General features: G+C 48.3%; 9 protein-coding genes. 6 read left to right on the top strand and 3 right to left on the bottom strand.

The genetic code is table 11. The annotated features are described in order from the left end of the window. Positions 1-92 precede the first annotated feature (92 nt). Positions 93-1070 carry a FecR family protein gene (locus tag GWR21_RS05585; RefSeq protein WP_162330784.1) on the bottom strand — a complete coding sequence of 326 codons (978 nt, stop codon included), beginning with the start codon at positions 1068-1070 and terminating at the stop codon, positions 93-95. Between the two features lie 63 nt (positions 1071-1133). After that, positions 1134-1730, bottom strand: coding sequence for an RNA polymerase sigma-70 factor (locus GWR21_RS05580; protein ID WP_162330783.1), 597 nt, complete (start codon positions 1728-1730; stop codon positions 1134-1136). A gap of 250 nt (positions 1731-1980) precedes the next feature. Here GWR21_RS05580 and GWR21_RS05575 point away from each other — a divergent pair, with 250 nt between their 5' ends. From GWR21_RS05575 to GWR21_RS05550, 6 genes are all read left to right on the top strand, one after another. Next, positions 1981-2490 carry an RNA polymerase sigma factor gene (locus tag GWR21_RS05575; RefSeq protein WP_162330782.1) on the top strand — a complete coding sequence of 170 codons (510 nt, stop codon included), beginning with the start codon at positions 1981-1983 and terminating at the stop codon, positions 2488-2490. 69 nt (positions 2491-2559) lie between these two features. Next, on the top strand, positions 2560-3585 hold the full coding sequence (locus GWR21_RS05570) for a FecR family protein (RefSeq protein WP_162330781.1): 1026 nt from the start codon (positions 2560-2562) through the stop codon (positions 3583-3585). Between the two features lie 62 nt (positions 3586-3647). Then, entirely contained in the window at positions 3648-6941 is a 3294-nt protein-coding gene (locus tag GWR21_RS05565) for a SusC/RagA family TonB-linked outer membrane protein (RefSeq protein ID WP_162330780.1), read from the top strand. A gap of 12 nt (positions 6942-6953) precedes the next feature. Then, positions 6954-8354 (top strand): RagB/SusD family nutrient uptake outer membrane protein, encoded by a 1401-nt coding sequence (locus tag GWR21_RS05560; protein ID WP_162330779.1) that lies wholly within the window; start codon positions 6954-6956, stop codon positions 8352-8354. Positions 8355-8376: 22 nt separating this feature from the next. Then, positions 8377-9315, top strand: a complete 939-nt coding sequence (locus GWR21_RS05555; protein WP_162330778.1) for a hypothetical protein — start codon at positions 8377-8379, stop codon at positions 9313-9315. 3 nt (positions 9316-9318) lie between these two features. Further along, complete coding sequence (locus GWR21_RS05550; RefSeq protein WP_162330777.1) at positions 9319-10473, top strand: cytochrome-c peroxidase; 1155 nt, start codon at positions 9319-9321, stop codon at positions 10471-10473. Between the two features lie 104 nt (positions 10474-10577). Here the strand turns inward: GWR21_RS05550 and GWR21_RS05545 are convergent, their stop codons facing one another. Then, positions 10578-13037: a DUF1963 domain-containing protein gene (locus GWR21_RS05545; protein ID WP_238430207.1), complete on the bottom strand. Its 2460-nt coding sequence runs from the start codon at positions 13035-13037 to the stop codon at positions 10578-10580. Positions 13038-13089: the final 52 nt, after the last annotated feature.

The following is a 13089-nucleotide window of genomic DNA, read 5'->3' as shown; positions in this document are numbered from 1 at the left end:
TAGCAATCAATCATGATGGTTAGTATAGGGTGATAAAGAATTGTCTTCCGCCCAGAGCAACTCAATTCCTGACTCCAATCCCTGATCGCTCATTAATACAGTTCAATCTTGTCAGCTACCTCCCTATACGTAAAGCCAGCTGTTTCTGACAGTATATGCATGACGGTTGGTAAGGGCATCCGTTCAAAATCGGCGGTGATACGCTTTGTCCCTAAATCTTTGCGTTGAATCTTAATGGTCGTGCCGTACCAGGCGGCCAGTTCCCGGCATACTTCTTCCAATGTGACCTGGTCGTAGGAGAGACGTCCCGACGTCCAGCTGATCGTGGATTGTGCGGCTACAGGCAGGATATTATATTGTGCATTGCCGGTATGTAGTGTAAGCTGCTGATTGGGTTGAAGGTCGGATACCGGCTGCCTTCTTCCGTTCAGCAGCCTCACTTTCCCGGATACCAGTACGATACGGATCGTTTTCTCCTCAGTCCTTTCTGCAATATCGAAAGATGTGCCCAGCACCTGCGTGGTATAGTGGCCGGTAGTGACAAGGAAAGGTTTATTGGCCACTGCTGCCACATCAAAATACGCCCTCCCCTGCAGACGGATTTCCCTGGTCTTTTCATTATACAGATTGTTATACCGGATAACAGACCCCGGGAACAGCGTGAGGGTACTGCCATCTGCCAGTTGCACTTTACGTAGTTCACGGGGCCCTGCAGATACCTCCTGCCATACAATAGCCTGTGCAGGCTGCATGCTATGAGAGATAAAGTAGAAAGTACCGAGGGATGCCAGTAACAACAACGTAGCTGCTGCCGCCAGCATCGGACGGATAAAGCCTGTCTTCGGCTGACGGATACCCGCTATCATACGGAATTTGTCCCAGTCGGCCGGTGCTGCTGGTATAGCTGGTTCAGGTAGGTTTTTCCAGGCCTGCTGCATCGCCGCTTCTATCTTCTGTGGCTCAGTGTCCGCAGCGATATAGCTTTCAATAGCAGCCCTGGTGGCAGCGTCAGTGATATTACCTTCAAAGTAGGCGACGAGTTGTTCGCTGCCGGGTGGATGATTGGCCATAGTAACTTGTTCGTACTAAAGGACGACAGGTGTCATAGGGTCAAACTATCCGGTAAGGCTGAATTAATATACAGTTAACATTGGGATGGAAATGACAGCGACGATAGGGAGGAAGTCAGCATAGTCATGCAGTTCTGTACGCATTAGTTTAAGAGAAGAGGCGATATGGTTCTGAACAGTGAAGACAGATACATTCAGGGTCGCAGCGATTTCCGCATAGCTCATACCTCTTTCCCGGTTGAGGATGAATGCTTCCCGGCGACGGGGAGGTAACTTGTCCAGGCACTGGCGGTAGCGGTGTAAAAGCTCCCGGTAACTGATGGTGTCATTGATGTTTTCAGGGGCGGGTGTTTCGTCGGTGGTGTCACTAAGCGCATCAGTGATGGTCCTTTTCCGGCGTATCATGCTGATCACCTCATGACGCATCATTGTAAACAGGTAGCTATCGAAATCGCGGATATGGCTGATCCGTTCTTTTTGCTGCCATACCTTCAGGAGCACGTTCATGGCTAGTTCTTCCCCGGTGTTACGGTCGCCGGTAAAACCGGCTGCATAGCGTTTCAGACGAGGGGAATAGAACTCAAATAACGGCTTGAAGTGGGTGTCATTACCTGTCAGCCAGTCTTGGAGCAATATTTCAGTCAGGGAAGAGTAAGCCATCAGGTCACTGTTTTGATGGTAGCAAATATAGAAGTACAATGTTAAGGCAGTATTAATAATAGCTTGTCAGGTTGACACCCGAATGCCGGCATTTTTCCCGATTGCGTAAATATTTTTCCCTGATCGCTAAATATTATAGCCGATCTATTGAGAGATTTGCAACCTCTTTGTATTTTGTCATGTAAATAATTTGCCGTTGGATGCACCTGCACTTTGGAGATGTATGATAAATGGGGACCAGTCCGCATTTATGGAGTTATATAATGCGTACTATCAGCCATTATATACATTCGGGTTCCGTGTGCACAACAATTCCCAGGTGGTAAAAGACTGTATTCATGAGGTCTTTTGTGAGCTGTGGTCCGCCAGGGCGACATTACCACTCGTACAACAGCCCAGGGCGTATCTCTTTACCTATCTGAAGCGTAAGATCCTGAAGGAAGTAAAAGTCCTGAGCATCAATGCGGAAGAAATATCTGATGTACAGCATGGGGCGGAGCAGTCTTATGAAGATATGCTGGTCAACGCAGAGCAGGATGCAGAAACGGCCTTTAAGCTGCGACACTTTATGAGCCAGTTGTCGGCCACTCAGCAGGCGATATTACGTCTTAAATACTACGAAAATTTTACCTACGAACAGATAGCCGCCCAACTTTCCCTCCAGCCACGGACGATATATAATAAGTTACATGAAGCGCTGAAAATCATGCGTAAATGCCTGCGTACACTGCTTGCTCCCATGATTTTTCTCTTTTCCTGAAAAAAAGTTCGGTGATCCGGGGTAAAAATGAGGCATTTGCTGCACTGGTATAAAAGGGATTGTTGCTTCATGGATTTTAAACTTTACAAGGCGGAGGATTTTGCAGCGGATGAATCATTCATCAGGTATTTTCAGCAATCGGATGAACATGATGTCGCCTTCTGGCAGCACTGGATCAGGTGTAATCCGGATAAGCTGGCGGAGATCATGGCAGCAGAGTCCATACTGGCCAGACTACTCGGGCATCTCCCTCAACATGAATTTGACGCTGAACAGGCCAGAATGCTGGCATTCCTCTCTCAGCAACCAGCTGTGGACGCGACCGCACAGGAACGGGTATTACCGCCTGCACCCCGCCACCGGCTGCGTACCTTTACGGCTGCGGCAGTAATGGCAGGTATCCTGGTGATGGCTGGTATATGGCTGTTCACCGCACGCACCCGTAGCAGACCACAACCATTGAACTGGACGTCTTTCAGTAGCGCTCCTACGCAGCGTACCACCATTGAACTGCCCGATGGATCTGTGATCCAGCTGAACGCCGGTACAAATATCCAGTACGCCATAACAGCAGCAAAAGACTCCCTGATCGTCAAACTGGACGGTGAGGCCTTTTTTACCATTGCCCGCAACGAAAATAGAGTGTTTATCGTACAGGGGGGAGACATGATGGTAAAAGTACTGGGAACTTCCTTTAATATGAGCTATTATCCGGAATCCGGTAAGAGCAGGGTGGCGCTCGTAGAAGGTAAAGTGAAAGTAGCGGTTACCAATCCGGATGGCGTCATTCTTGTGCCAAATGAAAGTATTACCTATAACGCAGCAGAGGCCACTTTGGAGAAATCTACCTTCGACAGGTCAGCAGAACTGGGCTGGAGAGATAATAAACTCTATTTCAATCACGCGGATTTTCCGGAGATCGCATTACAGCTGAAGCGACTCTATAACATTACCTGCATCAACCGGTCTAAGGTGATGAACATGCAGTACACCGGCCATTTTGATAATGTCGGGTACAAACAGGTCGTAGCCAGCATCTGCTTTGCCAACGACCTTCAATACAGCATAGCAAACGATACAGTATTTATACAATAGTGACAATGAAAGCATTTATCACTTCATAAATGCAGGGACAGCTACGTAAAAGCGTATAGCATATGAACAACATTATTGCAGGCATCCGGAGGCGGTTCATCAATCGCCTGGTGGGACTTATTATCTTATTCACTGCACAATTGCAGGTCACCGCACAGGGCCTCAAACCCTGGCAGCAGTACGCTGTCAGGATCGACGCTACACAACAGCCGCTGAAGAATATCTATGCCAGTCTGCAAATACAGACGGGTATCTCATTTAACTATGATGAGAATACGGTGAAAGGTGATCAGCTGGTCACTATGCAATTTAAAGGCCCGCTGGACCAGGCATTACAACAACTGGGCCGCTTGTCGAATACCACCTACAAGCAGATCGGTAACGCCATTACAGCGGCTTACAGACAGACGACTTCCGCTGACAGGAATATTGCCGGTGTGGTGTATAGCCAGAGTGACAAACAGCCATTGCCTGGTGTCAGTGTTGTCATCAAAGAAACAAAAGAGGCGACCACTACGAATAGCCATGGAGAGTTCATCTTCCGCTTCCCGCAGGAAAGACCCGCCAGCTTCACACTGATATTCCGTTATATTGGTATGGAACCACAGCAGGTGATCATTACATCGCAAACCAGGATGTCCGTCACACTACAGGATAATCCGCTGAAGATGGCGGAAGTAGTGGTGACCAGCTCCTATACAAAAGACAGACGCAGGGAAGAATTCGTGGGAAGTATCAGCCAGCTGAACGCCGCTGCCCTGCAAACCGACAGACCCATCGAGAGTATTGACAAGATGCTGGAAGGCATGGTGGCCGGTGTGTACGTGGAAACGAATACGTCACTGAACACACCCGTGAAGGTGAACATCCGCGGACAGGGTTCACTCACGGCTATCGGCGGCGGCCGTACTACTTCGACGCAGCCTTTATATGTAATTGATGGTATACCGCTGTATGAGCAGCAACGTGGCGATGAACATAGCAGTTTTGCGAACGAGAATTACCTTAATCCGCTGTCTAATATCAATCCGGCTGACATAAAGTCGATCTCTGTACTGAAGGATGCTGCAGCTTCTGCTATCTATGGTGCCAATGCGGCTAATGGTGTGATCATCATTACCACCAAAGCAGGTGCCAGTGGAAAGACGCGGCTGAATGTCGATTATAAAACCGGTGTGTCCACCTTTATCAATCAGATAAAATACCTGAACGGTCCGCAGTATTACGAGCTGTTACGTGAGACATATATTAATAACGGCATGACACCTGCAATGGCGGAACAATTATCCGGCAGTAAAACTATTGATACCGACTGGTTCGGACTGACAAACCGTAATGCCAGCTACCACAACGTGAACATGGACCTGAGTGGTGGTAAACAGGGAACGACCTTCCGTTTATCCGGTGGCTACCTGAAACAGCATGCCAGTTCACTAGCTAATGACCTGGAGAAAATTTATGCCCGTATCAGGGTAGATCATGAGGTCAGCGACAGGATGCGACTGGCAGTGAACCTGAGCCCGACGATCACCTCGCAGAACGCGTTGAATATTTATAATAACGTGCTGCTGCCGCCGAATATCTCTCCTTATAACCCGGACGGTTCTTACAACGAGCTGTCTGGTTTGAATGTACCCAATCCTATTGCTGTGCTGAACCAGAATGAGGACAGGCATAAAAGTATTGCCATGACAGGCTCCGCCAATGCTTCCTATAAGATCGCAGATGGATTGCAGGTAACGGCCAATGTGGGTGCTGACTACTATTCAAATAGGGAAGTGAATTTCCTGTCCGGATTAAATGCTACGGGTCGTACCCGCAATGGTTTCCTGCAGGTATTCGATCGCCGCAACCTGGGATGGATCGCTTTTCTGCAGGCTGCTTATGAGAAGCACCTCACACCGGATCATCATGTCTACATACTTGCGGGTACACAGGCACAGGATCAGCAGACAGACCTGCTGAAGGGGACAGGCACAGGCTTTTCCTATGATAAACTGCGTAACCTGAACAATGCGGCTACACAGACGTCAGCTTCCTCTTCCATGGGTAACGCGACAATATCCTATTATTCACAGATGGCATATGATTATAAGAAAAAGTATTACACTGCTGTCAATATCAGAGCGGATAAGTCGTCCATATTTGGCGGTGACAAACAGGTGGCGCTGAATGCATCACTGGGCGTGGGCTGGGTGATCTCCAATGAGAATTTACTGCGGAACAACCGGACACTATCATTCCTGCGTATGCGTGCCAGCTATGGCAGTACCGGAAACAGTCGTATAGGTAGTTATGCCGCCCGTGGATTGTATGTATTCGGTGGTAGTAATTATCAGGGGAATACCGGCGCCGTACCCGATGGTACAGCTGCACCTAATCCTGACCTGAGCTGGGAGAAAAATTATAAAATGAACCTGGGGCTCGATGTAACGCTCTTCGGAAGACTGGAGATCGTGGCAGAATATTATAACAATACCGTTAAAGATATGATCTCCAGTATCAATGTTGCGCCGGAGACCGGCTTTAGTACCATGAGTGTCAATGCTGCCGATATGCGTAACAAAGGGTTTGAACTGACGATCAACAGCACTAACCTGCAACGTGATAACTTCTCCTGGAATACTGTATTTAACACAGGCTTCAACAATAACAAGATACTGCGTTTCAATAATGGCTATACCCCGATGTATTCAGGAGAGGATCAGGCGGTGGCGCAAACAGGGGTGAGCACATCTGCCATCTGGGGATGGAAGTCGGCTGGCGTAGACCCTGCCACAGGAGAGGAGCTGTTCTATGATCCTACTGGTAAGAAGGTAAATGCAGCTACTATTAATGCGTTGCCTACAGCGTCAGGTACGGTATTGGGGAACAGGCTGCCGAAGTTCCAGGGAGGTATTGTGAATGCATTCAGGATCGGGCCGCTTACGGTAACGGCGAACATTGAATATGCATATGGTTCCAGCGTTTTTCTGAATAAGGATATTCAGTCAGATGGCCGTAACCTGAATCACCGTAATCAGATCGTCGACCTGATGCAGCGCTGGCAGCAACCTGGAGACATAACGGACATTCCGAAACTTTACTATCCGCGTACACTGGTGATCAATTCTTCGCGCTATCTGCGGGAAATCACATACCTGAAATTATCTAATCTGTCTGTGAATTATCAGTTCCCGAAGTCACTGCTGAACAGGGTGGCAATAGAGAACCTGAGTATGTATGCCAACGTCAGGAACGTGTTCTACTGGTATAAGAATGATAATGGATCCGATACCCGTAACGGTATTGCTGCACTCCGCTTTTTGTACCCTGAAATGCGCTCCTATACACTGGGCGTGAGAGTTGGACTTTAAAACGTAGTACAAATGCTGAAGAAGATAATAACTGCCTCGCTGGCAATGGCTTTTTTAACATTGACCAGCTGTGAGAAACTGCTGGATGTAGAGCCGACGGATAAGCTGTCCAATGAAGTGGTGTTCAGCGATGTATCCGGCGCAAAGGCCGCACTGGCGGGTGCTTATAGTATGCTGCTGACTACGCAGCTATACCATACGAACAGAATGGTCTATCCTGATCTGGTAGCTGGAAATATCATTTACCTGAAAGAGACGAATGTCAAATTGCTGGACGTCTATAGTTTCATGCAGGACGCATCTACCAGCGCGATGAATGAAACCTATAACCAGTATTACACATTGCTCAACAACGTCAATAATATACTGACAGGTGCCAGCCGCCTTAGTGACAGTACGAATCCTGCCCTGAGAAGACTGGAAGCGGAAGGCCGTTGCCTGAGGGCACTGGCGCATTTTGATCTGTTACGTTTGTTTGCAAGGCCGTACAGCTATACGCCGGATGCCTCGCATGCCGGTGTTGTCATTAATCTGAAACCGAGATTGTATAATGATCCGTTGCCCGTGAGGACTACGGCAGCAGGTTCTTATAAGGCAGTGACGGATGATCTGGAAGCAGCCATCCGGTTGTTTTCCGGTACATCACCTTTGCTGAGTGGAGGATACACCCAGTATACTTTTAATGCGGTCAGCGCAGAAGCATTGCTCGCTAAAGTATATCTGTATGAGCATAACTGGCAGCAGGCCTATGATCATACGGACAACGTCATCAGGAATGGCGGCCGTACGCTGATGACCAATCAGCAGTATGCAGGCAGCTGGAGCAGCCGGACACCCAGCAGTGAGTCCCTCTTTGAACTGGCGCTGGAAAGCAACTTTGCCGGTACCACATTGGGAAATTATTACGGGGACAATAGCACTGAATTACAGTATGGCGTGAGTCCTGCGCTGTCCCGCCAGTATACAGCAACTGACGTACGGGGTACTGCCGGATTGCTGATCCCCAGAACAATCGCTGGTACTGCTTACCTGCTGACGGGGAAATATAAGGGAACAGCTGCCAATGCGACACCTGTTAAGGTACTGCGCCTCACGGATATGGTATTGATCAGGGCAGAAGCGGCGGCTCACCTGGAGAACCTGACGCAGGCAGTCAATGATCTGAATTCCATCAGAATGCGGGCAGATGCGGCTGCTGAAAGAGCCGAACTACAAACTACCGCAGAAGTCATTAACTGGATCAGGATAGAACGCCGGAAAGAGTTTGCATTTGAAGGAGAGTATTTTCTAGACCTGATGCGCGAAAAACTGAGTCTGCCGGACAGGTCATTTGAAGACGACAAAATGGTACTGCCTATTCCAAAAAAAGCGACAGATGTTAATCCATCACTAGAACAAAACAAAGGGTACTAATTCATTAATATAAATAAACACTATGAAACAGCACTTACAATACATGATGATGGCCGTAGGTTTGACGGTAATGATAGCGTGCAGCAAGGACGAAAAAGATACGCCTGTAGTCGTTCTTCCACCGGCAACTATTGACTTTGACAACACCGCGACGAATATAGATATGAATGCAGCGACGACTTCCTTCAGGCTGGACATACCGGTAAGTGGTGTGACCAGGGCGGAACTGGAAAGCAAATTCAAACTGATGATGATCGACTCTGCCACCAGCAAACCGGATAGTTCTGTTGTGGTGACAAAAACAACTATCACAGAGGGCCCGCTGAAGGTAAGCGTAGAACTGAATGTAAGCCATACCTGGGCCACAGCGAAACGTACCGTATTTGTAATGGTGGACTCCACTCAGCTGCCAGTAGCAAGCGGTAGTAAAAGTAAAATGGCTGTTCGCATCGCGCCATATGCACCAGCAGCCACCTGGTTTAAAAATGAAGCGTTCTATGCGCCCAATACCTATTATTATAACCTGGCAACCAGTAAATGGGCGTCGCTGGGCGCTCATTTTTCCGTCCTTGATTCTTCCGATGCCACCGTACTGGGGTTTGTAAATAATTATGTCGCTGAAAGCGGCGTGCCGTTCTTCAATATGGTGCGTATCTACAATGAAGAAGCAGGTGGAGGTTCGGTGAGCGCTAAAACTACGCGGATCAATGTACCAAGAGCGCTGCGCCTGGTACCTGATGCACCGGGTGCTCATACTGGCAAAGTGGAAGCCATCAGGCAGGACATCGTGGTGACGCGTAAAGACGGTACTACTTTCAATGTCGGTTTCAGTGGTACCGGTACTTTCAATATCGATACAAAGTTGATAGAACTGGAACTGAACTTCGACGATTCCAGCTTTGGCGGCGAGAAAGAAAACAAATACAGTTATAAAATTAGTGTAGATAAACTTACGCTCTGATACATGCGATTTTCCCGTATTTTTTTAGTTGCCGGTCTGCTATCAGGAGCCATACTCCTGGGGGCGGCCGGTATCAGCATGACTGCTCCGCAATACACCATAGAAGAGCTACGCCAGCTATACAGTAGCGGAGATCCTTCGAAATGGCCTGCACCAGATCTCGATAGCGCTACCCGTATAGGCTTCAGAGACATTGGTAAACTGGACAGGCCGTCATATCCTGACTACAATCCGTATTCGAAAGAAAAGGAAGTATTGGGAAGGACGCTGTTCTACGATCCGCGTATGTCGAAGTCGCTGCAGCTCTCCTGTGCCAGCTGCCATGATCCCGAACTGGGATGGGGTGATGGCCGCCGGGTCTCTTACGGACATAACCGGCAGACCGGCAAGCGGAATGCCATGACGCTGTTCAATGTGGGCTTTTATAAGCACTTTTTCTGGGATGGACGCGCGACTACACTCGAACAACAAGCCGTGTTCCCGGTACAGGATAAGGTGGAGATGGCACAAACGCTGACCCAGATGGAGGCTAATATTAAGGCCATTCCTGAATATGCTGTGATGTTTAAAGATGCTTTCGGTGATGCAGCCGTGACTGTCGGGAGAATACAGTATGCGATCGCTACTTTCGAAAGGAGTATTGTCAGCAATAGCAGCCGCTTTGATAAGTTTGTGACAGGCAGCAGTGAACTCCTGTCTGACGAAGAAGTGAAAGGATTACACCTGTTCAGGACAAGGGCCCGTTGCATCAACTGTCATAACACGCCGCTGTTCTCTGACAACCAGTTTCACAACGACGGACAGGCGCTGTATGGCTCAAAGATGGAGGACTTCGGGCATTATCATTTATCCGGTAAACAGGAGGATATAGGCGCCTTCCGTACCCCTTCGCTGAGAGAGGTTGGTCAGACAGGCCCGTGGATGCACCATGGTAATTTTCCGACTTTGCGCGACGTGGTCGAATATTACAACCTGGGCAATCCTTCTCCCATACAGAAGTTTGTGCAGGTAGATGAAAGCAAAAGACCCGTTCCGTCTCCGGTATTGCGTAAACTTAATCTTGATAAGGAAGAACTGCACGCACTGGAAGCTTTTTTAAAGACGCTGACCACCCAGGTACGTAAACCGGCACCGCCCGCGCTACCGGGTATGAACTGATCACGACATTGACCGAAAAGGCATCTATCATATGAAACGGTCCTCAGATGCATCACTGACAATGATTTATCCGGGGACCGGTATATACCGCTTATTAAACAGGATCAACTGCTTTCCAATCCCGCGTAGACATTTGAGAAATTCTGCTTCGCCAGGTCACTCTTATGAATGACGAAATAGATCTCACCAGCATCCCAGAAACAGAATCCCGGATTATTATCACTGCTCACACGTAGCAATACCATCCATTCCTCAGGTTTTCCTCTCAGTTCATTGGCTGCTTCCTTTTCCGGTGTATCATGCTGTTTAAACACGTAGCTGTTAATGCTATGTACAGGCGTGATGGAAGGATGCAATGCGGTTTTCAGTGCGTTGGTCCTGTCAGCCAGTTCATCCTGCTCTTCGAGCGCTTTTAGAGCAGGTGCAGCTGATGTGTAATAGTCACGTGCGTTGTAGAAGAACGGGATGTCAGGGTAATTGTCAGCAACCACTTTGTATGACGCATAGATACCTGCCTGGTCGGCGATGAAATCTTCAGAAATATCCAGGGTATTCCCAGGTATTAAAGTGGAGAGGTCCCCGTTGTAGTGGATGACAGCGGGCGATAGTTCCTCCTGATCTTTGATGAAGAAATAGAGTATGCCGGTACGTGGCAGGTAGTCCTGCAGGCCGGCAATTGCCGTACAGTTGATCTGTGCGATGAATTGCATTCCTTTTGTCTCGCCGGAATAGTTTGTACAGGTGGGATAAGGCATGCCGGCTGGAAGATCAGGCAATCCGCCAAAACGGCACCCACCTGTGGTGCCGTAGTCTTCCTCCTCTGTAGTGGCAAAAGCGACGGACTTTCTCGCCAGCTGCATCAATCCCTGTTTATAGGGTAGCAATTCCTTTTCTGCAATCGCTTTTTCCAGTCTGCTGGTTAAAGCCGGATCATGCTGTGCAAAGTAGGGTGTGTTGTCATAACTGATCGTCCCCTGTTTATCTGCGCCCATGTAAGTATAATTCAGGAGCGAGAGTTTTTTGTCCATTTCCAGGCGGAGATTTTCAATATTCTCCAGTCCTGCGGGTAAATGTGTCAGCGGATTATCATTCAGGCTTAGATCTGTCAATGCTTTCATCCGGGTGAGGGAGTCGGGTACTGTCGTCAGCTGGTTATTATCCAGGTTCAGCACAACCAATGATTCCGGTAAACCAGGGGCGATGGATTGCAGCTGGTTATTATAGAGATAGCAGTTTTTAAGTCTGGGTAGCTGGAATACGCGTGGGTGAATACCGGTGATACCGTTATTCGAAAGATGCAATGTTTCCAGCTGGTGCAGCTCACCGATCCATTCAGGAATATGGGTGATAGCATGCATCCCCGACAAATTAAGCTCTTTAAGGGCCTTTAGTTTCTTAATGGCCTTAGGTACCTCTTTGATCTCTTCGGCCGCCTTATTGCCTTCTTTAAACCAGATGAAGAGCGTTTCCAGTTGAGTGAGGGGAGATAGTGCTTCATGCAGCTGACCAGGATAGGGGTCTGTCAGCTGAAGACGCCGGACGATATCCGCGGGAGCCGTCTCCAGTTCATCTATAGTAAGGAAGCGGTAGTTTGACCAGTTAAGATGATCAGGTAACTTACTCGCGATCTTCATCTCATAATCGTTGAAGTAGCCGTTTACACCCAGCCAGCCATCTCTCAGGGTCGCTTCTCCGGTGAAGTCGAGACTATAGTGAAATCCACCTTTCCAGAGGTATGACAGATGAGTATCATCTCTTTCCTGCCTGAAGGTAAAAGTACCTGTTGGAACGCCGTTGTGATAGATACCTTTGAAATAGAACTGCAGATATACTTTTCCGTGTTCATAATCATTCAGCAGATGTCCGTGTTTGTCGGTATCATAATCCGGCACTTGTCCTTCCAGTTTGATGTACAAAGCACCATCTACATCAGCGATATGCACCTCATTCCCATCGCCAGGGAGTATATTGAACCGATAGCCGCCGAATTCCCAGTATCCTTGTTCATCTGCTGGAATAGTAAAAGGGCTGATTTCTTTTTCTACGCCGTCGCCTGTATCGGAAGAGGTGTATGGTGAGCGGAGGTTGTCAATGGCCGCCTGCTGTTCTTTGAGTGCCGCCGACGGGTCGCCGAAGTATTGCAGGCTTTGCCATATTTCATCAAATATCGGCTCGAAACGCGCAGCTTCGGCTGTATCGCAATCGGCGGTAAAATTATAGCAGTATTCATTGCTGATCTGCAGAACAGCGAAATAATAGAAGAAAAACCCGTCGGTAGATGTAGCCGTTCTGATATAGGACGTCCGGCCCGCAACAGGTAGCGTTTTATCTGCTACCACTTCAACGTTACCACGTTGCTCCAGGCAGCTTGCCTGAAAACGTGTAAGGAAGTCAGTACCGGGATATTTTTTATAGAAGCTGACATCGCTCAGGCCAATAGCGGCGAAAGAGGCATAGTCTTTTCCCTCCGTATGATCTGCTTTAATACTTTCCCATGCGACCTTTACATATTGATAAAGATCGGGAAATGTGACGCTGAAGGTTTTCGTGGATGCTGTCTGCATAACTCGTTCACCAGGGTTTTATTGACAATATGGTCAGCAAATATATTGTTAT

Source organism: Chitinophaga agri, assembly GCF_010093065.1.
Taxonomy (GTDB): Bacteria; Bacteroidota; Bacteroidia; order Chitinophagales; family Chitinophagaceae; genus Chitinophaga; species Chitinophaga agri.
Note: the sequence above shows the minus strand (reverse complement) of the source record. Positions and strands in the feature narration are given on the sequence as shown.